General features: G+C 69.7%; 17 protein-coding genes. 12 read left to right on the top strand and 5 right to left on the bottom strand.

What is annotated here, in order from left to right; genetic code table 11:
• Positions 1-61: 61 nt before the first annotated feature.
• Positions 62-808 carry a hypothetical protein gene (locus tag ACIPVB_RS10405; protein WP_400368702.1) on the top strand — a complete coding sequence of 249 codons (747 nt, stop codon included), beginning with the start codon at positions 62-64 and terminating at the stop codon, positions 806-808.
• A gap of 87 nt (positions 809-895) precedes the next feature.
• Entirely contained in the window at positions 896-3487 is a 2592-nt protein-coding gene (locus ACIPVB_RS10400; protein ID WP_400368700.1) for a DEAD/DEAH box helicase, read from the top strand.
• A 332-nt stretch (positions 3488-3819) separates the two neighbouring features.
• On the opposite strand, the gene ACIPVB_RS10395 is transcribed toward ACIPVB_RS10400, so the two are convergent.
• Positions 3820-4380 carry a Dps family protein gene (locus ACIPVB_RS10395; protein WP_400368698.1) on the bottom strand — a complete coding sequence of 187 codons (561 nt, stop codon included), beginning with the start codon at positions 4378-4380 and terminating at the stop codon, positions 3820-3822.
• Positions 4381-4595: 215 nt separating this feature from the next.
• Here ACIPVB_RS10395 and ACIPVB_RS10390 point away from each other — a divergent pair, with 215 nt between their 5' ends.
• From ACIPVB_RS10390 to ACIPVB_RS10375, 4 genes are all read left to right on the top strand, one after another.
• Positions 4596-5213, top strand: a complete 618-nt coding sequence (locus tag ACIPVB_RS10390) for a hypothetical protein (RefSeq protein WP_400368696.1) — start codon at positions 4596-4598, stop codon at positions 5211-5213.
• Complete coding sequence (locus tag ACIPVB_RS10385; protein ID WP_400368694.1) at positions 5213-11536, top strand: RHS repeat-associated core domain-containing protein; 6324 nt, start codon at positions 5213-5215, stop codon at positions 11534-11536. The genes ACIPVB_RS10390 and ACIPVB_RS10385 overlap by 1 nt, the downstream gene beginning before the upstream one ends.
• Positions 11537-13131: 1595 nt before the next feature.
• Positions 13132-14940 carry a glycoside hydrolase family 15 protein gene (locus ACIPVB_RS10380; RefSeq protein WP_400368693.1) on the top strand — a complete coding sequence of 603 codons (1809 nt, stop codon included), beginning with the start codon at positions 13132-13134 and terminating at the stop codon, positions 14938-14940.
• Between the two features lie 47 nt (positions 14941-14987).
• Positions 14988-15881 (top strand): SDR family oxidoreductase, encoded by an 894-nt coding sequence (locus tag ACIPVB_RS10375; RefSeq protein WP_400368691.1) that lies wholly within the window; start codon positions 14988-14990, stop codon positions 15879-15881.
• A gap of 614 nt (positions 15882-16495) precedes the next feature.
• Here the strand turns inward: ACIPVB_RS10375 and ACIPVB_RS10370 are convergent.
• On the bottom strand, positions 16496-16960 hold the full coding sequence (locus tag ACIPVB_RS10370; RefSeq protein WP_400368690.1) for a GNAT family N-acetyltransferase: 465 nt from the start codon (positions 16958-16960) through the stop codon (positions 16496-16498).
• A gap of 87 nt (positions 16961-17047) precedes the next feature.
• Between ACIPVB_RS10370 and ACIPVB_RS10365 the strand changes: the two genes are divergently transcribed.
• Entirely contained in the window at positions 17048-17977 is a 930-nt protein-coding gene (locus tag ACIPVB_RS10365; protein ID WP_400368689.1) for a helix-turn-helix domain-containing protein, read from the top strand.
• A 4-nt stretch (positions 17978-17981) separates the two neighbouring features.
• Here ACIPVB_RS10365 and ACIPVB_RS10360 read toward each other — a convergent pair whose 3' ends face one another.
• Both ACIPVB_RS10360 and ACIPVB_RS10355 read right to left on the bottom strand, forming a co-directional pair.
• Positions 17982-18254: a hypothetical protein gene (locus ACIPVB_RS10360; RefSeq protein WP_400368688.1), complete on the bottom strand. Its 273-nt coding sequence runs from the start codon at positions 18252-18254 to the stop codon at positions 17982-17984.
• A 94-nt stretch (positions 18255-18348) separates the two neighbouring features.
• The gene (locus tag ACIPVB_RS10355) at positions 18349-19353 is read right to left on the bottom strand and encodes an epimerase (RefSeq protein ID WP_400368687.1); all 1005 of its coding nucleotides are present in this window, start codon (positions 19351-19353) and stop codon (positions 18349-18351) included.
• A 103-nt stretch (positions 19354-19456) separates the two neighbouring features.
• Between ACIPVB_RS10355 and ACIPVB_RS10350 the strand changes: the two genes are divergently transcribed.
• The 5 genes from ACIPVB_RS10350 (at position 19457) to ACIPVB_RS10330 (ending at position 24057) form a co-directional block, all read left to right on the top strand.
• On the top strand, positions 19457-20062 hold the full coding sequence (locus tag ACIPVB_RS10350) for a hypothetical protein (RefSeq protein WP_400368686.1): 606 nt from the start codon (positions 19457-19459) through the stop codon (positions 20060-20062).
• Positions 20063-20275: 213 nt separating this feature from the next.
• On the top strand, positions 20276-20836 hold the full coding sequence (locus ACIPVB_RS10345) for a copper resistance protein CopC (protein ID WP_400368685.1): 561 nt from the start codon (positions 20276-20278) through the stop codon (positions 20834-20836).
• A gap of 10 nt (positions 20837-20846) precedes the next feature.
• A complete protein-coding gene (locus tag ACIPVB_RS10340) occupies positions 20847-21377 on the top strand; it encodes a copper chaperone PCu(A)C (protein ID WP_400368684.1) in 531 nt (176 codons plus the stop codon).
• Positions 21377-22600 (top strand): Dyp-type peroxidase, encoded by a 1224-nt coding sequence (locus ACIPVB_RS10335; protein ID WP_400368683.1) that lies wholly within the window; start codon positions 21377-21379, stop codon positions 22598-22600. The genes ACIPVB_RS10340 and ACIPVB_RS10335 overlap by 1 nt, the downstream gene beginning before the upstream one ends.
• Entirely contained in the window at positions 22597-24057 is a 1461-nt protein-coding gene (locus tag ACIPVB_RS10330; RefSeq protein WP_400368681.1) for a PepSY-associated TM helix domain-containing protein, read from the top strand. The genes ACIPVB_RS10335 and ACIPVB_RS10330 overlap by 4 nt, the downstream gene beginning before the upstream one ends.
• 87 nt (positions 24058-24144) lie before the next feature.
• On the opposite strand, the gene ACIPVB_RS10325 is transcribed toward ACIPVB_RS10330, so the two are convergent.
• On the bottom strand, positions 24145-24558 hold the full coding sequence (locus ACIPVB_RS10325) for a GNAT family N-acetyltransferase (RefSeq protein WP_400368679.1): 414 nt from the start codon (positions 24556-24558) through the stop codon (positions 24145-24147).
• Between the last annotated feature and the right edge of the window lie 40 nt (positions 24559-24598).

The raw sequence follows: 24598 nt of genomic DNA, 5'->3' as shown, positions 1-24598 counted from the left end.
TATTCCCGCGCATGTACCGAGAACGACCCCTGTGGGGCGCGGGTGTGGAACCATTTTGTGAATGGACGACGGCGTGCGAGATGAGCTGGAGCGTCTGCGCGCGCGGGCCTACGGTCCCGACGCGGACCTGGCCGACGACCCGATCGCGCTCGAACGGCTGCGTCACCTCGAGGAGCAGGTGCGTACTGCGGCACTCGCTCCCGATCCCGCTCCGCCCGGCCCGCAGCCTGCGGCATCCGTCGACCCGGATACCGCGGCCGCGGACGACCCCGCCGGCGAGGACGAGGACCCCCGGCCTCGGCGCCCGCTCGTGCGTTCGCGTCGCGCGTTGTGGGCGTGGGCTCTCTCGCTGGCGGCCGTGACGGCCGTGGCCAGCGCGGCGACCGCGCTGGGGGTGTCGTTCGTCCCCGTCACGGGCGTGGCCGGTGCGCCGCAGGTCGACACCCTCGTGCCCGATCCCGACGCCGAGACCCCCGCCGTCTTCGGCCAGCGCACCGGTGCGGAGCGGGCCTTCCAGGACTACTACGGCGTGACGGCCTTCGTCGGGCTCGTGCGCACCGACGCGACCGACAATCGCAATCCCTGCCTTTACCTGCTCGACACAGACGAGGTGAGCCGCGAGGACGGCCGCGGGATCGGTGGGAACTTCGTCTACGGCGGATGCGGGGCGGGCGTGTTCCCGGCGACGGTCGAGTTCGTCGTCGCCGAGGGGATGCCGTCGGCCTTCGTCGAGCGTTTCCCGATCGGCACGAGTGTGCAATTCGTCTACGACGGCGACAACGTGGGAGTGTTCAGCGACCGCGGATGAGACTGCGCGGCCTCTCCCGCGGCGCACGGCGTCGTCGAGGACCCGGGCACTGCCGTCGGAGCAGCCCGCGGATGAGAGGCTGGGGGAGTGACCTCCCTCCTCGACCACGTGCCCGTCGGCGCCGACCCGGATGCCGCCTACCTGGGCTTCGTCGAATGGGCGGCGTCCCGTGGGCTCACGCTCTACCCCGCCCAGGACGAAGCGATCATCGAGATCGTCTCGGGCGCGAACGTCATCCTCTCCACGCCCACCGGGACGGGCAAGTCGCTCGTCGCGGTCGCCGCGCACGCGGCATCCCTGTCGCGAGGAGGCCGCAGCTACTACACGGCGCCGATCAAGGCGCTCGTGAGCGAGAAATTCTTCGCGCTGGTCGACATCTTCGGCGCCGAGAACGTCGGGATGGTCACAGGCGACTCGTCGGTCAACGCGGACGCGCCGATCATCTGCTGCACGGCGGAGATCCTGGCCAACCTCGCGCTGCGGCAGGGGGTCGACGCCGACGTGGACCAGGTCGTCATGGACGAGTTCCACTATTACGGCGAGGCCGACCGCGGGTGGGCGTGGCAGGTGCCGCTGCTGCTGCTGGCCCGCGCGCAGTTCATCCTCATGTCGGCCACCCTGGGCGACGTCACCGACATCGCCGACGACCTCTCGCGGCGCACCGGGCGCGCGACCGCCCGCGTGACGGGCGTCGAGCGTCCTGTGCCCCTGCACTTCGAGTATGCGCGCACGCCCGTGCACGAGACGGTGCAGGAGCTGCTCGACACCCGGCAGGCGCCGATCTACGTCGTGCACTTCTCGCAGGCAGCGGCCATGGAACGCGCGCAGGCGTTGTCGTCGATCCGAATCATCGGCCGTGAGCAGCGCGACGAGATCGCCGAGGCGATCGGGGGTTTCCGCTTCACCACGGGGTTCGGAAAGACGCTGTCGCGCTACGTGCGCGCCGGCATCGGTGTCCACCACGCGGGGATGCTGCCGCGGTACCGCCGCCTAGTCGAAACGCTCGCGCAGCGGGGGCTGCTGCGCGTCATCTGCGGAACGGACACCCTCGGTGTCGGCATCAACGTGCCGATCCGCACGGTGCTCATGACCGCGCTGACGAAGTACGACGGCACGCGCATGCGGCAGCTCTCGGCGCGCGAGTTCCATCAGATCGCCGGTCGCGCGGGCCGCGCCGGCTACGACACCGCCGGGACCGTCGTCGTCATGGCGCCGGATCACGAGATCGAGAACGCCGCGCAAATCCTCAAGGCCGGCGACGACCTCAAGAAGCAGAAGAAGATCGTCCGCAAGAAGGCGCCGCAGGGCTTCGTCAACTGGACCGAGCAGAGCTACGACCGCCTCGTCGCCGCCGAGCCCGAGCCGCTGCAGCCGCAGATGAAGCTCACCGCCGCGATGCTCATCAACGTCATCGCGCGCGGCGGAGACGTGTTCGGCAACGTCCGCTCGCTGGTGTTCGACAACCACGAGCCCCGCGCCCGCCGGTACGAACTCGCCCGCCGGGCCCTCGCGATCTTCCGCACCCTGGTGCAGGCCGGCGTGGTGGAGGTCGTCCCCGCGAGCGAGTCGACGGATCTCGTCGCTTCCGGTGGCTCAGGAGCGACAGTTCCTGGCGGTTCGCGCATCAGGCTCACCGTCGATCTGCAGCCCAACTTCGCGCTGAACCAGCCGCTGTCGCCCTTCGCGCTCGCCGCGATCGAGATGCTCGACCCCGAGGTGGAGCTCGGAAGGGCTCCGGATGCCGCGGCCCCCGCGTCGTCGGTCGGTACCGGGCACTACGCGCTCGACGTCGTCAGCGTCATCGAGGCGACCCTCGACGATCCGCGCCCGATCCTGTCGCAGCAGCAGTTCCGCGCGCGCGGCGAGGCCGTGGCCGCGATGAAGCGCGAGGGCATCGAGTACGACGAGCGCATGGAGCTGCTCGAAGAGATCACCTGGCCGAAGCCCCTGGACGAGCTGCTCGCTCAGGCATACGAGGTGTTCGCGTCGAGTCAGCCGTGGATCCGCGACTTCGAGCTGTCGCCCAAGTCGGTCGTGCGCGACATGTTCGAGCGGGCCTGCTCGTTCGGCGAGTACGTCTCGCTGTACCAGCTCGCCCGCAGCGAGGGTCTGGTGCTGCGCTACCTCAGCGACGCCTACCGGGCGATCCGCCAGACGGTGCCGGTGGACGCGCAGACGCCCGACCTGCTCGACCTGATCGCGTGGCTCGGCGAGCTCGTACGGCAGGTGGACTCGAGCCTGGTCGACGAGTGGGAACAGCTGATCAATCCGGCGGACGACCCGGACGCCCCCGTCGTGCCGCCGGCCCCGCCGTCGATCCTGACGAACCGGCGCGCGTTCGTCGTGCTCGTGCGCAACGAGATGTTCCGCCGCGTGCAGCTCGCGGCGTTGCAGCGCGACGACGAGCTGATCGAACTCGATGCGGAGGTCGATTGGCCCGGCGTTCTCGACCGCTACTTCGACGAGCACGACTCCATCGGGACCGGGGGAGCAGCGCGCTCCTCGGCTCTCGTCGAGATCGACGAGTCGTCGGCATCGGACGGCATCTGGCGCGTCGAGCAGACCATCGACGACCCGGCGGGAGACCACGACTGGCGCATCCGCGCCGAGGTCGACCTCGCCGTCTCGGAAGAAGAGGGCACCGCGATCGTGCGGGTCACCGAGGTGCTACGGCTCTGACGGGTTCTCCCAGGGATGGGGTGAACTCCGGCGGATTCCCATGTTCACATACGGCTGTTCCGGTCACGGTGCACTCATGACTGCGACGCACGGCGCCACCTCGTGAACCTCGACACCGATCAGGTGTTGATTGGCCTCGGAGCGGTGCTCTCGACGTCCACCGTGGTGGTTCTCTGCGGGTTGCGCATCATCTCGGGGTGGAGCGGCGGATGGACCGCCGGCTGGCCGAATCAAACCACGCGTTTCATGAGGCCGGGAAGGTCGCCATCGTCCCCGGGGAACGACGGATGCCGAGGCCCTGAGGCCCCGGCATCCGGTGTGTGCGATCGCGCTCAGGACTTGCGGGCGACGCGGTTCTCGGCGCTGACCATCCACGACAGCTGCTCGAGACGCTCCAGCACGCCGTGCAGGATGTCGGCGCTCGTGGGATCCTCGTCGTCGACGTCGTCGTGCACGTCGCGGACGGTGCCCACGACAGCGTCGAGGCGCTCGGTGATCAGGTCGATGACCTCGGCGGTGTCGACCTCGCCCTGGGGGAACTCCGGCAGGGTCGTGGTCTCGGCGACGGTGTCGCTGCGGCCGTCGGGCAGGGCGTGCAGCGAGCGCATGCGCTCGGCGACCTCGTCGCCGAATTCGCGAGCGGCGTCGATGATCTCGTCCAGCTGCAGGTGCGTGTCGCGGAAGTTCTTGCCGACGACGTTCCAGTGCGCCTGCTTGCCCTGGATCGACAGTTCGATCAGGTCGACCAGCACGGCCTGCAGGGCGTCGGTGAGCTCCTCAGAGGCTTGGAAGCCCTTCTCGGCGTTCTGCTCGTCGGTGGTCTCGGGACCGCTGCCTCCGCGCGCGGGGCGACGACGGTTCTTGGTGGGGGCGTCCTTGGTGGTGGTGGACATGCGCGTTCCTTTCACTCACGGTCACCAGCGACGTTAGGGCCGCCGGGTCGGCTGCCACCGGGGGTTGCGGGGGTGGCGGCGGCGGGTTAGCGGGGCGAAAGACCGGGCGAAAGCGCGCTCGTCCCGCCGCGTGATCGTGTGGTCTCCCGCATCGGCGCGGCGAACCGACGGCAGGGTCGGGAACGGCCCCCCGCCGTTTTCGAGAGGCCGTCTTCATGCCCACTTTCTTGCGCTGGTCGCTATCCGTCGTGCTCGGTCTCGGCCTGGCCGTGGCCGCTCTCGCCCCGGCGGCGGTGGCCGACACCCTCTCCCTCGCGCAGAGGACGTCGGCGAGCGACGTCGATCGCGACGACATCACGGACACCGTGGAACGGGCGGTGTGCGGCTCGGCGACCTGCGCGACCGGCGTCGAAGATCGCGACGGCGACGGCATCCCGGATGCCACCGAGGTGCCCGCGTGCGGCGACTCTACGTGCGCCGTACCCACCGCCGACCGCGACGGCGACGGCATCCCCGATTACGCGGAACGGCTGGTGTGCCAGTCCGATACGTGTTCGAACGCGAGGGAGGACGCCGACGGGGATCGGATCGGCGACTGGGCCGAGTTCGTCATCTGCGGAACCCGCACCTGCGCCGACGGGACGGAGGACTACGACGCGAACGGGATCTCCGATGCCGCGGAACTGGCCGCGTGCGTGAAGAGCGTGAACGACCTCGCCGTGACGGGCGGCACCGTGGCGCTGTGGGCGGCCCTTCTCGGGGCCACGGCCCTCGCGATTGGCATCGCGGTGCGCGCGCGCCGCCGCCGCGCCGACTCGGGATCGGCGCAGTGATGCGGCGCGCGATCGCGAGCATCATCATCATCACCACTGTCGTGGTCGGAGGTGCGGTTGTCGCCGACCCGCCTGCCACCGCCGCAGAGGTGGCCGCGTCGCAGCGTGCCGAAGTGCTGGACCGCGTCCGTCAGGCGGCCGTTCCGGTCCCGTCCGCCCCGACGACCCCCGCATCAGAAGCGACCGCTCCGGCGGGCGAGGCGGACCTCGTCCCCGGAGTGGCGACCACGCTCGAGGCGGACACCCTCGGCCTACGCGCCGATTTCTCGGGCCACGAGGTTCCGCGAGAGGTCGCCCTTGAGGCACGCGAGCCCGTCCGAGCGGACACGGCAGCCAGGACCGCTGCGGCCGAGACGGCGGGCGAGGTCGTCACGGATGTCGTCGAGATCGTCGCGACGGATGCCGCGGGCGACCGCCTCACCTCGTTCCCGGCGGAGCTCATCGACATCTCGCCGGCCGACGACGAGGGCAAGCCGCCGGTCTACGACGTCATTCCGGGACTGTCGCTCTCGATGCAGGTCGACGCCGAACGCATCGCCGCGCGAGGCGTGGATCCCGCGACGCTGCGGATCTACACCCGTCACGATCCGGGACAGCCCTGGTCTCTCCTGCCTTCCTATTTCGATCAGGAGTCGGGTGAGGTGCGCGGCGAATCCGACCACCTGTCGCAGTTCGTCGTGATCGGCACGCCCTTCCAGCCGCCGCGCGGTCCGCGGATCGTGCTCGACCCCGACAACGACGAGGGGTCGGTGCAGACACCGGCGCCAGCCTCGGAGTTTCCCTACAACTGGGATCTTGTCGACCGACTGCGAGGGATGCTCGCGGACCGCTGCCGTGCGGACGTCACCGTCACGCGACCCGCCGGGGTCCGCTTCGTCTCGCGCGATACGCGGGCGCGCATCGCCCGCGCAGCGAACCCCGACGCCACCGTCGGTTTCGGCTTCAACACCCTGCGCGGCTTCGCATGGGGCACGCAGAACGAGGGTGGCTCGATGGCGTTCTCGCGGGGTCGCGGAGGCGACAACACCCTCGCACAGTCATTCGTCGACCAGATGCCGGCTTACACCGGTCGCCCGGCGAAGCGTGCGGCATCCACGCGCAATTTCCCCTTCGCGGAGTACGCGGACCTGCCCGGCGCGTACGCGCACGTCGAGGCGCTCTTCCTCGACCACAATTTCGATCGCCCCGTGATCGACTACGGATTCGGGAGCATTGTCGACGGCGCGTTCCGTTCTCTCGGTGGCTACCTGGAATCCGCGGGCTTCGACTGCACCGACCCAGTGACGGGAGGGTGGCCGTCACCCCCCTCGCAGGCGGAGTTGGCCCGCTGGCGTCAACTCGGGTACCAGAATCACCAGATCTACGGTGCCGATCCGGTGTCGTTCTCGACCGGCAACCTCGTCGAGTCGTTCCCCCTCTTCTCGCTGAGCGGGCTCGGCGCGCAGACGATCGCCGCGACACTCGTCTACAACGCCCAGGACGGGCGCCTCTCACGTGTGGGGGCCGGCTGGTCGTTCAGCCTCGGCGCACGGGCGCAGCGGTTCTCGGACGGCTCCGTGCTGACGGTGCGCGGCGACGGTGCGTCGTTCGTCTTCACCGCAGACGGCGCGGGAGGTTTCGTCTCGGCTGACGACCCCGACCTCACCCTCGTCGAGGCCGGGGGAGGCCGCCTGCGTCTCTCGGACCGAGAGGGAGCGTCGTGGGTCTTCGACGCGGGTGACGTCGAGGGCGTCGGCGAGATCGTCAGCCACACGGATGCCACGGGCGCCACCACCACGTTCGCCTACGGTCCGGCCGATCCGGACGCGCACCAGTTCGTCCCGCTGACGGCGGTCACCGACGCGGCCGGGCAGACGGTCGCGATCGATAACGATGGCCTGGGTCGGATTACGGCGTTCCGGCTGCCCGACGGACGCACGTGGCGACTCGCTTACGACGGCGCGGGGAACCTCACGTCGATCACCGATGCGGCCGGAGGCACCCGGTCCTTCTCCTACGACGCGGCGCACCGCATGCTCACCGCTGTCGACCCCGCCGGATCGACCTATCTCGTCAACGTCTACGACGACCAGGGGCGTATCACGTCGCAACGTGACGCCGAAGGTACGGAACGGTCGTTCCGTTACGAACCCGGTCGCACCATCTACAGCGACAACGAAGGAAAGCGGACGGTCTTCGGCTTCGATGACCGCTCGCGGATCACGAGCGTCGAGAACCCCAGCGGGCAGACCGAGCGCTGGGAGTTCGATTCCCGGGGCGACGTCACCTCTCACACCGACGAGGCGGGACGAATCACCCGCTACGTCTACGACGTGGTGGGCAATCTGGTGAGCGAGACGGATGCCGCGGGCCACGAGACGCTGTACACCTCCACGCCCTCGGGTCGGGTGGCATCCCGCACCGATGCCATTGGACGAACCTGGGCCTACACCTACGACGACCGGGGACTGGTGGTGGCCGAGGATCGCCCCGACGGGACGACGATGCGGTACGAGTACACGCCCGGGGGCGATGTTTCGGCGTCGATCGCGCCTTCGGGAGCGACGACCCGTTACGAGTACGACGCCCGTGGCAACCTCGCCTCGCTCATCGACCCGCTCGGCCACCGCACCGCGTACGCCTACGACGTGAGCAACCGGTTGGTTTCGTCAACCGACCCCCTGGGCCAGGTGACGACGTGGGAATGGGACGCCGCGGACCACATCGTGGCGACGGTCGACCCGACCGGCGCTCGGACGACGTTCGCGTACGACCGCACCGACAACCTGATCTCGGCGACGGATGCCACCGGCGCGATGACCCGCTACGAATGGGACGCCCTGCTGCGTCTGGTCACGAACGTCGCGGCGGACGGAGCGGAGACGCGGTACGCGTACGACCGCGAAGACAATCTCGTCTCGACGACCGACCCCGAGGGCGCGACGACTCAGCTCCTGCTGGATGCCGCGTACCGCGAGACCGGCGTCGTCGATCCGAACGGGGGCCACTGGGAGCAGCAGGTCGATCCCACGGGCATCCCGACCGCCGTCACGGACGCCGCCGGGGCCGTCACCTCGCTCGAGCTCGACGAGCTCGGTCGAACCGTGCGGACAACCGACCCTACCGGCGTCTCGACGACTGTGACGTACGACGAGGTCGGGCGTGTAGCGACGGAGACCGACGCTGCCGGAGGAGTGACCGCGTACGCGTACGACGCGCTGGATCGGGTGACTACGGTCACCGACCCCGCGGGATACATGACCGAGTTCGTCTACGACATCGACGGCAACCTCGTCGGCACGATCGACCGTCTCGGCAATTCGACCCTCTTCGAGGTGGACGTGGCGGGCCAGGTCGTAGCGATGACGGATGCCACGGGCGCCGTCGAACGCTACGAATACGACGCCGCCGGTCAGATTACGGCCGTCATCGATGCCGACGGCGGGCGGACGACATTCACGTACGACGCTGCCGGTCGCACGACGAGCGTCATCGACCCGCTCGGCGCCGTGGCACACACCACGTACGACGCGGTGGGACGGGTCGTCGTCGAGACCGACCCCTTGGGGGCCGAGACGCGGGTGGAGTATGACGCGGTGGGTCGCGTCGTGCGTATCGTCGACGCGCTTGGGGCCGAGCAGCGGTTCGGCTATGATCGCGCGGGCCGCCGCACGAGTGCGACGAACGCGAACGGCGTCACGACGACGTACGGGTATGACGCGCTCGGCAACCTGACGACCGTGATCGAGGGGGCGGATGCCGCAGCTCCCACCGACAGCGACACCAACGTCACGACGACCTACGCCTACAGCCCGACGGGGCTGCTGACCGGCATCACCGGTCCGACCGGGGCGACCACTGGCTGGTCATACGACGCGGCGGGTCGACCGATCGTCGAGACCGGCCCCGCGGGTGAACGGACCGAGACGCTGTACGACGCCGCCGGGCGGCTGCAGCGGGAGTCGAACGCGGTCGGGCTCATCGCCGCGTACCGGTACGACGCGCGGGGGGATATCGCCACTCTCACCCGCTCCGACGGTAATGTCACGTTCGAGTACGACCCCGAGCAGCGCCCGATCGCGATGACCGACCCCACCGGCGTCACCGGGTGGATCTACGACGAGGTCGGCCGCGTGCGCGAGCAGCTCGACTCGAACGGCCAGAAGCTCACGCACGAGTACACCGCCACGGGTCTCACGGCCGCCACGACGCTGCCCGACGGCACGGTCACCCGGTTCACGTATGACGCCGCCGGCCGCGCGACGACGCAGTCGACGCCGTTCGGCAACGTCGCGTACGCCTACGACGCGGTCGGGCGGCGCACGGGCATCGAGCGTCCGAACGGGGTGTCGACGACGGTCGCCTTCGACGCGGTCGGTCAGGTCATGCGGGTGTCGCACGCGACGCCGCCCGCTGCGGGTGATGCTGCGGCGACTGCTGCGACGAGCACTGTGCCCTCCCTCGGCACGCACGTCGATGGATGCCGCGGCGTCGCGGACTACCTCGACAAGCGGACGGTCCCCGCGGCGGGTGCCGTGAAGAAGTGCGTCAAGACCGCGGCATACCTCGACCGGCGCACCCTGCCGTCTCCCGAGACGGCAGCGCCAGCCGGCGCTTCGCTCACGTACGACTACTCGTGGAACGGTGACGGGTCGGTCGCGTCGCGGGCGCGCACGATCACCGCGCCCGACGGAACGACGGATGCCACGGCTCAGTCGTTCGACTACGACGACCTGGCGCGCCTCATCGGGTCGGCTACGGCGGACGGTGAGACGTCGCGCTACGGGTACGACGCCGCCGGCAACCGAACCAGCTGGGCGACCGGTGGCCGCGCCGTCACAGCGACGTTGGATGCCGCGGGTCGGGTGACCTCCACGTCGGAGGCCGCGAGTTACACGTACGACGCGGCGGGCTCGAGGTCGTCGGCGGTCGTGGACGGGCAGCGGACGACGTTCGCGCACGACGCCGCCGGCCGGTTGACCGGGACCTCGACGCAGGACCGAGCCACCTCATACGTGTACGACGGTCTCGATCGCCGAGTCGGTTCGGAGGACACCGAGGCGTTCGGCGCCGACGAGGCGACGCGAGCGTGGGACGGGCTGCTGCCGGTCGCGGGGGCGAGTTCTCGTCACGGGGCGTCGAGCCTGCTCCGGGATGCCACGGGCGACGCGCTGGTGCAGTCGGGTGCGTCGGGGGTGTCGTGGCTTCTCGGCGACGCCCGGAACGTTACGGCGACGGCGTCGAGCGAGGGAGTACTCGACGACCTGGTGTCGTACGGCGACTTCGGGGGTGCGACCTTCGCGACGTCCGGATGGGATGCCACCGTCGGCTACGACGGTCAGCCCGGTGATCCCAGCCTCAGCCTGGACGAGTACTTCGCGCGTTCCTATGACCCGACGTTGGGGTCGTGGCTGGAGGCGGATTCATGGCGTGGCGAGCTGGGTGACCCGCAATCGCTGAATCGGTACGCGTACGTGAAGAACTCGCCGGTGACGTATGCGGATGCGTTCGGGTTCATGCACACCCGCTTCGACGGGGGCGGGGGATCGGGGCGTTCGCCGGCCATCATTCGAACCGAGGCGCAGCGCGAGCACACCCGCATCCTCAACCGTGTGAACGCCCATCGGTCGACGGTTGGGCGACCTTCGGCGCAGACCCTCGGCACGACGGACGGGCAGTCCGGGGGGCCCGTTCCCGAGAAAACTGTGAGCCAGCCGCGATCCAGATCAGGCGGGCTCCAGCCGCTCCGCCACCTCAAGACCGTTCGCGGCTGCGGACCGATGGACTGGGGTTGCCGCACTCAAGGCAAGGCGGGGATGGGGGAGTCTCATCCTGGTGAGGGATCGACTGGAGGCAAGGCACCACGATTCACAGCGGCCGTCGCCATGGCCAGCGTACTTTCCCAAAATCCCACCGTTGCGGTGTCGGTGGGTATGACGGATCTCATGCAGCGGGCACCCGGTTTGCGCCGTGTGCTGAACGCTCCAATGACATCGGTTGGAATAGCGATCGCGTACGGCTTGGGGGCCCGAAAATGCGTAGTCGCTCCTAACGGTTTGATTATTTGTGAGGCGGACCAAAACCCTGGCGGTGGAGGAACCACCTTCGGGGACGTGTTCGTGACGAAGACTCCTGTGGAGAAGGTTCTCCGCGACCGCGAACTAATGGACCACGAGGTGAGGCACTCTGAACAGTGGGCTGGCTGGGGGGCGGCGGGATTTCTGCAAGCTTATATTGTGAACGCCGGGTTATCGCAGATTGTGACGGGCAATACCGGCTGCATCAACTACTTCGAGATTGATGCAGGACTAGCTGAAGGTTCTTATGACAAAGTCTGCCAATAGGAAATGTGGAAAGCGAGGTCGAGCGCTGCTGGCGATCGCAAGTCTCATTTGTCTGTCGCTATCGGGATGTTTATGGAGTGCGACAAATGACTTTCCCATGTTCATGAGGTCGTCCGGGGGTCAGCTCGATTTTCTGTGGTGCGGCCGGCAGACCGAAACCTTTGGGTACCTCGAGGTAACCGCAGGAAGCAGCGACAATGAAATCGACATCAGTGGCGAAGGAATATTCTCATTGGCTCGCGCTGAGAGATTTGGCACCGCTGAGCCGCCGGGGCTCGTCCAATTCGACGGGGAGATTGAGTATGTGCCGCGAAGAGGGGATTCTGTGGCGGTATACATCGGTGAATCGCGGGAGAATTTGCATGGGATCTGGCCGCGATTTGCATTTGACTCCAGTGGGCCGACTCCCGACGGCAAATGGATATCAACGAGTAACGTTCTCGTAGATACGCCTTGCTGAGGTCGATGAAGCGCTCCGGAATGCTGAGAGAGACGCGTGGAGTGAGGAGATCGAGTGGAAGAGCATCCTCGCAAGTTACAGAGGTGGGTCGCTCCCACGGCCGCGTCGCTGGCTGCTAAGGCGGTGTTCGCGGTCGGTAGCCTCCTGCTCTGGACGTTTTCGAATCCCTGGACTGAGAGTGCGGTTACGTCGCAAAACCTTCAGGGCTCCTGGCGTTACCAAGCTTCATCAGGTCACTTTCTCAGTTCGCGGGTTTATGCGGATTCCACCGTCGAGCTCACTGGATGGCCGAGCAGTCTGGGATGCACAGGCCCAGTGCAGTCTCCGGATCGACTCGCATAAGATGTCGACTGGGGGCAAGTTCGCACATTTCAAGGCAAGTGGACGTTTGGGTCAAACGTTGGGTTGTGTTTCGGGGATGACATTCTATTCAGAGCAGAATTATTCTTCGCGAGAACTGCGCTCGTTGTACTACCTAAATGGCTTGTCTGACGTGGGCAATGGAATCGCTCCGCTCGTGTTCGAGAAAGAGTAGCCGTCCGCAAATGAAATTTCCCGTAAAAAAGGCAGCCCTCCGCCTGTCCGGTGTCACGATCCTGCTCTCGAGTCTGGGTGTGCCGGTCTTCGTCGGGCGTACTACGCACCATACGTAGATTGGGCGTATCAGACGGGAATCGTGTGGCGGATTCTGGCTGTGTCCGTCCTCGCGGGTTTGACGGCGGCCACGGTCTCGACGTTCGCAGCGAAGCGCTTGCTCCCTGATCGCCGGAAAGGCATCCGCCTTCTTCTCGCGGCATCCGCTGGACCGTCCGTCGTCTTCCTGCCGAGCATCTGGATTTTCGGTGGGGCAGCTGGAGGGCCCGGGCTGATCTTCGTGACATCGATGACAATTACGGCCATTCCCGTGTTTTGGAGAGTTATCTTGTCGTCGTTCCGGGTGTCTCCGCGAGGTGAACATCGGCCCGTTCCCTCCCGCTCCACATCTCGTCCGAGATGTCGATACCGCTGTCGCCTGGCCGGGCGTCGAGGACGCGAACAGGACGATCGAATGCGTCAGCAGCCCGCGGCCGTAGCCGCTCGGCATCCATCGGGCAACCCCGCCCCCGCCGTTCGAGGCCGTTCCTAGCGTGAGCGTGTGCCCCCGACTCCGCCACCGCCCTCCCGGCCCCTCCGCGACTACGCCGCCATCGGCGACGGACGTACGGTCGCGCTGATCGGGCTCGACGGGTCCGTCGACTGGCTGCCGCTGCCGAACATTCACTCGCGACCCGTGTTCGCGCGGATCGTCGACGAGTCCGCGGGCGGATGCATCGAGCTCGCACCCGTGGGGGAGTACACCGTCACGCGCCGCTACATCCCGCGAACCAATGTGCTCGAGACCACGTTCACCACCGACGGCGGGGTGGCCAAGGTCACCGATGCGATGGTCACCGGCATCGCCGGTCGCCTGCCGTGGGCGGAGCTGGCGCGGCGGATCGACGGGGTGAAGGGCGAGGTGGAATTCGCGTGGTGCGTGCAACCCGGCACGATGCTGCGGTCGGCGGCACCCTGGACCGAGCGCATCGACGGATTCTCGATCATGCGCATCGGCCACGTGTCGCTCGCCGTCACCGGGCACGAGCACGGGCTGCACGGCGACCCGGACAGCGAGAACGCCAGCATCGACGGCGGCTTCACCACTGCCGAGGGCTCGCGGCACCTGCTCGTCATCGCCGCCACCGAGGGCGAGCCCCTGCGCATCCCCGACGCGAAGAACGTCGACCGCGGCATCGACCGCACCATCGGCGGCTGGACCATGTGGTCCGACGAGTTCTCGTACGAGGGGCCCTGGGCCGACGACGTCCAGCGCAGCGCCCTCGCCCTGAAGCTCCTGCTGTTCAGCCCGACGGGCGCCATCGCGGCCGCGGCGACCACCTCTCTTCCCGAGAACCCGCGCGGCGGCAAGAACTGGGACTACCGCTACGCCTGGGTGCGCGACCTCGCCTACACCGCCCACGCGTGGGTCGGGTTCGGCCTGCGCGAAGAGACGCACGCGGCGATCTCGTGGCTGCTGCACACGATCCGCAAGAACGGACCCGAGGTGCAGGTCATGTACACCCTCGACGGCGACGCCGAGATCGGCCTCGAGAAGCACGACGTGCCCGGGTGGAACGGCAACAAGCCCGTCGTCACCGGCAACCCCGCGCAGGGCCAGCTGCAGCTCGGCGTGTACGGCGACCTCATCGCGCTGTGCCGCACCTACGTCCAGGCTGGCAATCGTCTCGACATCCAGACCGGACGGCTGCTCGCCGACGTGGCCGATCGCACCTGCGACCTGTGGCGCTGTGAGGACTCCGGTATGTGGGAGCTTCCCGAACTCCGTCACTACACCTCGTCGAAGATGGGCTGCTGGAAGGCGCTGGACGACGCGCAGTGGCTCGCCTCCGGCGGGCACATCCCCGACAACGGCGACCGCTGGCGCGCGGAACGCGACCGCATCCACCGCTGGGTGGGGGAGCACTGCTGGTCGGAGACGCTGCAGGCGTACACGCTCGCCCCCGGAACCGACGACCTCGACGCCTCGGTGCTGCTGCACGCGCCCACCGGCTTCGACCGCGGCGAGCGGATGTCGAAGACCCTGGATGCCGTCACCGAGCGCCTCACCACAGACACCCACCTGGTCTACCGCTACACCGGCATGGACCAGGAGGAGCAGACCTTCGTCGCCTGCGCCTTCTGGCGGGCCACCGCGCTGGCGTGCGTCGGTCGTCACGCCGAGGCGATCGAGGCGATGGACGCCCTCGTCGCCCAGGGCAACGACGTCGGCATCTACTCCGAGATGATCGCCGAGGCCGACGGTGCGTTCTGGGGGAACCTCCCGCAGGCGCTCAGCCACTTGGCCCTGATCAACGCCGCGCTCGTGATCCGCGACCTCGTCGACGACGCCGAGCTCCGCAACCGCTGACCCCGCCGCGGCCCCGTGCCTCGGCATCCCCGATGAAAGGACTCGCCATGACCACGCAATACACGTTCACCGACCCCTCGAAGCTGTATGCCGACATCGATCCGCAGTCTCAGGATGCGAAGGAGCCCGGCCTCGACGCCGAACTCACCCCGAAGGCCGCGCTGGGCGAGGACACCTACGTCGGCAGCGACCGCCTGAAGGGGCGCAACGCGCTCATCACCGGCGCCGACAGCGGCATCGGCGCGGCCACCGCGATCGCCTTCGCCCGGGAGGGAGCCTCGGTCGCGATGTCGTACCTGCCGGAGGAGAAGGTGGATGCCGATCGCATCGCCGGCATCCTGCGCGACGCCGGGGCCACCGTCGTCCAGATCCCCGGCGACCTGCGCGAGCGCGACTACGCCCGCACCCTCGTGAAGGAAGCGGTCGAGGGCCTCGGCGGACTCGACATCGTCGTGAACAACGGCGGCAAGCAGCTCTTCAACGAGGACGTCACGACACTGTCGGACGAGCAGTTCGACGACACCTTCAAGACCAACGTCTACGCGATGTTCTGGATCTGCAAAGAGGCCGTGCCGCACCTCAAGCCCGGCTCGACGATCATCAACACCACCTCGATCCAGGCCTACTCGCCGGCGCCGATCCTGGTCGACTACGCCTCGACGAAGGCGACCATCAACACCTTCACCAAGGCGCTCGGCCAGCAGCTGGCGCCCAAGGGCATCCGCGTGAACGCGGTCGCCCCCGGCCCCATCTGGACGCCGCTGCAGGTGACCGACGGTCAGCCCGACGAGAAGGTCGACGAGTTCGGCGAAGAGACCCCGCTCGGGCGCATGGGACAGCCGGCCGAGCTCGCGCCCGCGTACGTCTACCTGGCCTCGGCGGAGTCCAGCTACGTCATCGGCGAGACGCTGAACGTCAACGGCGGTATGCCCACGCCGTAAGCGGCGTGATGCCGAGGGGTCGCCGTCCCGTTGCGCCCCTCGGCATCCCCCGCCCTTCAGGCACCCCCGCCCTTCGGGCATCCCCGCCCTTCGGGCATCCCCGCCCTTCGGGCATCCCCGCCCTTCGGGCATCCCCGCCCTTCGGGCATCCCCGCCCTTCGGGCACCCGCCCTTCGGGCATCCCCCGCCCTTCGGGCATCCCCCGCCCTTCGGGCACCCGCCCTTCGGGCACCCGCCCTTCGGGCACCCCCGCCCTTCGGGCACCCGCCCTTCGGGCACCCCCGCCCTTCGGGCACCCCCGCGCCTGCGGCTTCCCGACCCCGCCCCGGCCCGCCCCGCCCCGGCCCCCGCGCCCGCCCCCGCCTCGCCCCGGCCCCGCGCGCCCCCGCCTCGCCCCGGCCCCGCGCGCCCCCGCGCCCTGCGTCCGCGCCTGTTGAGTGTCCAAGACACGCCGTACGAGGGCGGGGTACGTCGGCGTGTCTTGGACACTCAACGGGTTTTTCGGGGCGTGTCGGCGTGTCTTGGACACTCGACGGGTTTTCGGGACGGGGCAGGGGCGGGGGAGGGACGGGGGAGGGGCGTGGGAGGGGCGGGGCAGGGACGGGGGAGGGGCGTCAGGCGGTGAGGGTCTTGCGGTAGAAGATCTCGCCGTCGTCGGTGGTCTCGCTGCGGTGGTAGCCCTCGCGCTCGTACAGCCGCTGATTGGCCTCGCTCAACGCCCCGGTGAACAGCTCGGCCTGCGTCGCGCCCGCCTCCCGTCCGCGATGCTCCACCGCGGCGAGCAGGTGGGTACCCCAGCCCTCGCCCTGCTGATCCGGCGCGATGGCGAGGCGGCCGATCAGCAGCAGGTCCCCGTCGAGCCGGGCACGCACGGCGCCGACGATCCTGTCGCCGCTGAGCGCGACGCAGCCGAGGTTCTCGACCAGTTCGGCGGCGAGCTCGTCGAGGGTCTGCGTGAGCGGCGGCATGTCCGGATCGCCGTAGATGAGCGCTTCGCCGGCGAAGGCGGCACGCTGCACGGTGAGCACCTCGCCCGCGTCGTCGGGCGTGATGGGGCGGATGTCTGACGAATCGGCCATCGCTGTCTCCTTCGAGTGTTCTCGGGGCGGGGGTTAACTATCATGGGCCTCGGTGTCGCGTCTTTCCGGCGTACGGTGCCTCGCCTCATGAACGACTACTTCGACACCTCGATCCGCACGGACGACATCGCCGCCACCGACGCGTGGCTGCGTTCGCAGTACGGACACGTCGACCTGCAGGCCGATCACGCCGCCTACGCGGAGCATCTCGTCGGCGACGACGCGTTCTCGCTGCGGCGCCTCGAGTGGCACGCGCGCGTCCAGCTCGCGTACGAGTCCGATCGCTTCTTCGTGTGCCATTCCACCCCGGGCTACGCCTGGAAGGTGGGGGAGGCGAGCGGGGAGTTCAGCGTCGAGCCCGGCATCCTGCAGCCCGGTGACGATCTGCGCGCCCGGGCCGATCACTGCCGTCTGGACGTGGTGGCCTTCGACGCCGACCGTCTTCGTGAGACGGCGCGCACCGTCTACGGGGACGCCGAGCTCGACGTGCGCTTCGCCGGTGCGGGCACCGTGTCGCGGCGGCTTCGCGAGCACTGGCTCGCCACGCACCGGTGGAGCCTGACCCAGATTCCCCTCTTGGCCGAGCCCCTCGCCCGTGCGCACGTGCACCGGGCCCTCGCCGTCGCCACGCTCGAAGCCTTCGCGCTCATTGGAGATCCGCGGGAACGGCGTGCGTCCGCCACCGAGCAGGCGGCGATCTACACCGCCGCCACCGGATGGATCGACGATCACGCGTCGCTGCCGGTCACGATCGACGACGCCGCGCGCGCGGTCGGCACGTCCACGCCCGGGCTCCGACGGGCGTTCTCGGCGAACGGCCAGATCGCCGGGTCGCCGGAGCAGTACCTGGCGCTCGCACGCCTGAGCGCCGCACACGCCGACCTCGTCGGGGCGGATCCGACGGCCGTGACGATCGAGCGTGTCGCGACGCGCTGGGGCTTCGGCGACGTCGCGCGATTCGAGGTGCTGTACGCCGAGACGTACGGCACGACGCCGCAGCGGACGCTCGAGCGTTGACGACTCAGCGATCGCGGTCGGTGTACTCGCCGGGGTTCTCGAGGTCCTCGCGCGACTCGTCGCCGCTCGGCAGCTCGACGTCGGTGTACGCCCCCGCCTCGTCGCTGCGGGGGCGGTCCTCGCTGCCGTCGGCGTTCTGCCGGTCGACGTACTCTCCGGGCAGGTCGGCGCTGCCGCGGTCGGCCGACCCGTCCGGAAGCTGCACGTCGGTGTACTGACCCTCGTCGGGTCCGGTGCCGTGTCCTTCGATGTGCTCATCGTGGTCGCGCTCGGCCATTACCGCCTCCTGAGATCGTGGTGTTCCCGACGTTAGACCCCCGGATGCCGCGCCCGCAGCGGACTTGACAGCCACGACGCGCGGGGGGCTCCGCTCAGGCGGAGAAGAGATCGCGGGCGCGCGGGGGCCGCACCGCGGCGACGGCATCGAGAGCGGGCCCGAGCTCGGGGAAACGGAAGACGAAGCCGGCCTCGGTGAGCACGCGCGGGACGGCCCATCGACTCTTCAGTACGAGCTCGGGCTCGGTGCGCAGGACGGCCATCGCCGGGTCGAGCATCCATCGGTACGCGGGCAGGCCGAACGGCATCCGGGACACCCGCCGCACCTCGCGCATGAGGGTGCGATTGTCGCTCACCCCTGGTGCCGACAGGTTGATCGCACCCGCGAGATCGTCGCGGTCCCGCAGGAAACGGACGGATGCCACGACGTCGTCGATGTGGATCCAGCTGAACCGCTGACGCCCCCGCGTCCGGTGCCATGACGACCACACGGGTCCCGTCGGGCGGGCGCCGATGCCGCGATACCGACGGTGGGGGAACCACCAGCTGTCGATCTGCGGCCCTCCCACCCCCAGCCGGCCGAGAGCCAGCAGCATGCGGGTCGCCGGGCCGTCGCCCAGCACGATGGCCATACGCAGGGCGATCCGCCGGGTCGCGGGCAGGTCGCCCGCGAAGAAGGCGCGCTCCCAGCTCGTCGCGACATCGACCGAGAAGCCCTCGCCGAGGACGCCGTCGAACTCGTCGTTGCCCCGCTCGGTCTCGTGCCGGTAGATCGTCGCCGTGGAGGCGTTCATCCAGACGCGCGGCGGATGCGTCGCGCTCCGGACGGCCGCATGCAGCGCGCGCGTGGTGTCGACGCGGGAGCGCAGGATCTCGTCACGGTCGGCGTCGACGTACCGACACGACACGATCCTGCCGGCGAGGTTGACGAGGACCTCGGCACCGTCGATCACGCGCGCGATCGCCGCGGTGTCGCCCCAGACGGCGGAGCCGGAACGTCCCACGGTGAACACGTCGTAGCCGTCGTCCTCGAACGCGCGGGCGAGGGCGCGGCCGACGAAGCCGCTCGCGCCCGCGATGACGACTCGGGGTCGGGTCACGGCATCCTCCAGGGGTCGGTGCGCTCAGCCTAGGGCGACCCGTTGCTTCGACGGCGACCGGTGTCGATCACGGCGACCCGGACGGACTGACACAATGGATGCCATGCGACGACAGGCACGGGCGACCCGCGTTCTGCGCGGGACCGTCGCCGCGGTCGTCTCGACCTTCGTCGCCCTGCTCTCGCACGTGAGCGCCGGAGGGGCCCTGCCGGGGCCGATCGGCATCCTGGTCCCGCTGGCGGTGTCTTTCGTCGCGTGCACCGTCCTGACCGGCCGACGACTCTCCGTCGTCCGCCTGGCGGCCGCGGTCGCGCTGAGCCAGGCGCTGTTCCACACCCTGTTCGTCCTCGGCAGCTACGAGCTCGGTGGCGCGGGCGGCCACGTCCACGGCGTATCCGCTCCCGTCTCCACGGGAGCCGCCGAGATCGCCGTCCTCGCGCCCGACCTGGCGATGTGGGTCGGACACGCGATCGCGGTGCTGCTCACGACCGCCGCCCTCCACCGGGGCGAGCGCGTCCTCGCCGCGGTGCGCGAGTTGGCCCACCGCACCATCGCCTGGGTGCGCGCTCGCGTCGCCGTCGTCGCCGTGGCCGCACGCCCGGCATCTTCGCGCCGCATGCTCCCCGACGTCGTCGCCGAGACGCGACCCGTGTCGGTCCTGCTCGTCGTCAGCGCGCGCCGTCGCGGTCCCCCCGTCGCGATCGCCTGAGTCCCGGTCCGCTCGACCCCGTCGACAGTGGATCGGTCGATCTCGCCGTCATCCGTCGACGGCCGATCGTCGTCGTCCTCTCGGACGTTCCTCGTTGTCCTCCCGCCCGTCCGCCGCGACGATCGTCGCCCCTCGGACGGACACGGGTGTCGGCGCGCCCTCATCCGGCGCGTCGATCGACGAGCGCCATCGCGCTCGGGAAGTGATCGCCTCATGCTCCGCCTCCGTGCCGTCGTGGCCGGCGTCGTCGTGGCGGTCTTCGCCGTCCTGGCGTCGACCGTCCCGGCATCCGCCCACGACGAATTGCTCTCCAGTTCACCCGCCGCGGGTGAGCGACTGCCCTCCGCCCCCGATGAGATCGCCCTGCGGTTCTCAGCCGACGTGCTCGACATGGGCGCGGAGGTCGTCGTCGCCGACGCCGACGGGACCGACTGGGTCGCGGCGGATCCCGAGATCAGCTCCGGGGTCGTCACCGTGCTGCTGCAGGGGGCCATGCCCGACGCCGGGTACGAGGTGAGGTGGCGCGTCGTCTCGAGCGACGGACACCCCATCTCGGGTCTCATCCCGTTCACCGTGGGCGACGCGGCTCCGCTCGAGCGGGCCGCTGCCTCGTCGGACCCCGCCGCGGACTCCTCGGCCGTTGCGCGGGAGCAGACGACGCAGATCCCGCGCGTGGTCACGGTGGCCGCCATCGGGGCGGGCATCGCGCTCGCCCTCTTCCTCACGTTCTTCTTCTTCTCCCGCCGCCGCCCCTCGCGGCGCGCGGACTCCTGAAAGGTTTGTCATGACCCTCCGCACTCCGCGCCCCCTGCGTCTCGGCGCACTCATCGCCGTCTCGGCGCTCGCCCTGACCGCGTGCGCCGGCACGCCCGCCCCCGCCCCCGCCTCTGCGCAGGCCGACGCGTTCTCGTCGTCCGACGTCTGGGTCAAAGCCGCCGACGAGGGGATGAGCGCCGGCTTCGGAACGCTCGCGAACACCGGCGACACCGACCTCACCGTCGTCTCGGCGACGGACGACGCCACGTCGTCGATGCAGCTGCACGAGACCATGCAGAACGAATCCGGGCAGATGGTCATGCGCGAGATCGAGGGCGGCTTCGTCATTCCGGCGGGCGGCTCGCTCGAGCTCGCCCCCGGGGGAAACCACCTGATGTTCATGGACGTCACCACGCCCCTGCGCGCGGGGGACGAGACGACCATCACCCTCACCTTCGCCGACGACTCGACGGCACGGATCGTGGCTCCCATCAAGGAGTTCTCGGGTGCGAACGAGACCTACGAGGGTGACATGGGCGACATGGACATGGGTCAGTGATGCCCCGCCGACGCGCCTCCGCGACGTCCGCCCACGGCGCCACCCGGCGCTCCTTTCTGCTCGGGGGAGCCGTCGCCGGGGTCGGCGCGGTGGCCGCGGTCGGGATCGATGCCGCGATCGCGGCGCGGGCGCAGGACCCGGGTGCCTCGACACCGTTGAACGGAGAGGTGAGCGTCCCCTTCCACGGCGAGCATCAGGCCGGGATCGACACCGACGCCCAGGCGCACGTGTCGCTGGTGGCTCTCGACCTGCACACCGAGGTCGACCGTGACGGCCTGCGGCGTCTGATGCGCACGCTCACCGACGACGCCGCCCGCCTCACGACCGGACGGGGGGCGCTCGCCGACACCGAGCCGGAACTGGCCGTCGCGCCCGCCCGCCTGACGGTGACCTTCGGCTTCGGTCCGGGGTTCGTCGAGCGCGCGGGAGCACCCCGTCCGTCGTGGTTGGGTCCGCTGCCCCCCTTCGCGATCGATCGGCTCCGACCCGAGTACGGTGAGGGCGACCTGCTGCTGCAGATCGCGGCGGACGACCCCGTCACCGTCGCCCACGCGACCCGGATGCTGCTCAAGGACGCCCGGGCCTTCGCGCGCACCCGATGGGTGCAGCAGGGGTTCCGTCGGGCGCACGGCACCGAACGTCCCGGCACCACCATGCGCAACCTCTTCGGGCAGGTCGACGGGACCGCCAACCCCCTCCCCGGGACGGCCGATTTCGACGACGTGGTGTGGGCGCGCGAGGGGTGGATGACCGGCGGCACCGGCATGGTGGTCCGCCGCATCGCGATGGACCTCGACAAATGGGATCGCCTCGATCGTCCCGGCCGCGACCAGGCGCTGGGGCGGTTCCAGTCCTCCGGTGCCCCGCTGACGGGCTCGGACGAATTCGACGAGCCCGACTTCGCCGCGAAGGATGCCATCGGCTTTCCCGTCATCGCGGAGTTCTCGCACCTGCGGCGCTCCCGCTCCGACGACACCGCGCAGCGCATCTTCCGTCGCGGCTACAACTACGACCAGACGCCGCCGGCCGGCGCGGTCAGCGACGCCGGACTGCTGTTCGTGTCGTTCCAGGCCGATATCGAAAGGCAGTTCGTGCCCCTCCAGACGCGGCTCGACGAGCTCGACCTCTTGAACGAGTGGACGACCCCCATCGGGTCGGCCGTCTTCGCCGTCCCGCCCGGATGCCGAGAGGGCGGCTACATCGGAGAGGGGATCCTGTCATGACCACGACCGTCGAACCCGGGGGTTCGTCGACCGCCACTGCTCCGCCCGTGCCGCCGGCGCAGCCGCATCGCGGGTGGTTCACGGCGATGCTGCGGCGCCTGCACTTCTTCGCCGGCATCCTCGTGGGGCCGTTCATCCTCGTCGCCGCCGTCAGCGGCGCGCTGTACGCCGTCACCCCGACGCTCGAGAAGGTGATCTACGCGCACGAGTTGAGGGCGGCATCCGACGCTCCGGCTCAACCGCTCGCGGACCAGATCGAGGCCGCCGAGGCGTACCTGGGCGACGGGTCGACGCCCGTCGCGGTCCGGCCTGCGCCGGAGGCGGGAGCGACCACGCGCGTGATGTTCGCCGACGAGACGCTGCCCGAGAGCACGACGCGGGCGATCTTCGTCGACCCGGCCACCACCGAGATCCGCGGCGATCTCCCCGCCTACGGGACGAGTGGGGCGCTGCCGCTGCGGCACTGGATCAGCGACCTGCATCGGTCGCTGCACCTGGGCGACGCCGGCCGCTGGTACAGCGAGCTCGCGGCATCCTGGCTCGGGATCGTCGCCCTCGCGGGGCTCGGGCTGTGGGTCGGTCGGTTCGCGCGCAGTCGCCGTGGGCGCCGCGACCTGCTGCGCCCCAACCGCCGCCACACCGGTCTGCGACGACTGTCGGGGTGGCACTCGGCGGTCGGGATCTGGGTCGTGCTCGGCGCGGTCTTCCTCTCGGCGACGGGCATCACGTGGTCCACGTTCGCGGGAGCGCACGTATCCGACCTGCGCGCGGCGGTCGGCGAGGGGACTCCCGCCCTGACGACCTCGCTCGACGGCACGGCGGCCGGGGGCGGTGAGCACGCCGGGCACGCGGGTCACGGCGGCGCGGCCGCGTCGCCGACGGGGGAGGCCAACCCCGCGACCTTCGACGCGGTCCTGGCGATCGCTCAGCGCATCAACGTCGACAGCGGCGACGTCGAGATCAAACCTCCGGCTGCCGCCGGGAAGGCGTGGGTGGTGCAGGAGATCCACCGCAGCTTCCCGACCGAGGTCGATGCGGTCGCGATCGACGGATCCCGCTTGCAGGTGACCGATCGGATCGACTTCGCGGACTTCCCGCTGCTGGCGAAGCTGTCGCGATGGGGGGTCGACCTGCACATGGGCACGATGTTCGGCCTCGTCAACCAGCTCGTGCTGCTCGCGCTGGCCCTCGGCATCGCGGCCCTCGTCGTGCTGGGATACGCCATGTGGTGGAAGCGTCGCCCGACCCGCGGCCTCGCGGCCGCACCCGCCCGCGGTGTCCTCGGTCGCGCGCCGTGGTGGGGCATCGCGGCGGTGCTCGCCGTCGCTGTCGCGCTCGGGCTGTTCCTGCCGCTGGTGGGCTACACCCTCGCCGGGTTCGTGGTGATCGACGTGCTCCTGGGGTGGCGGGCGCGGCGCACCGCCGCGTCGGGACGTCGCGACATCGCGACGCGCTGACGGGGAGAGGGCCGAGGGGGGACGGCATCCTGCGGACCCGTCCGCCCCGTGGCGGGAGGATGCCGTCTCGTGCGGGCGCGAGGCGCGTCAGTCCATGAGCCGGTGCATGGTGACGGACCCGGTCGTCGGCTCGGTGAACCCGAGGCTGCTATACAGGGCCTGACCCGGGGGGTCGGCGAGCAGCGTCACGTAGGCGCCCTCGGGGGCCTTCGCGCGGATCTCCGCGAGAAGGTCCTCGAGGACCCGTCGCCCGAGTCCTCGCCGCTGGTGCGAGGGGAGTGTCGCGATGTCGGCGACGAGGAAGTACCACCCGCCGTCGCCGATCACGCGGCCCATCGCGACGGACCGCCCGTCGGCATCCACGATCCGTCGCCACGCCCAGCTGTTCTCGAGCGCCGGCGCGCCCTGGTCCGGTCGCTTGGGGGTGAGTCCGGAGGCGCGACGCAACTCGAGATAGTCGTCGAGCGAGGGGGCGAGGGGCTCGAGGCGCAAGTCGTCCATACCCCTCAGCGTTGCAGCACCGTCGTCGTCGTGCCAGTCG

This window comes from Microbacterium sp. NPDC090007 (assembly GCF_044748345.1).
In the GTDB taxonomy this organism is placed as follows: domain Bacteria; phylum Actinomycetota; class Actinomycetes; order Actinomycetales; family Microbacteriaceae; genus Microbacterium.
Note: the sequence above shows the minus strand (reverse complement) of the source record. Positions and strands in the feature narration are given on the sequence as shown.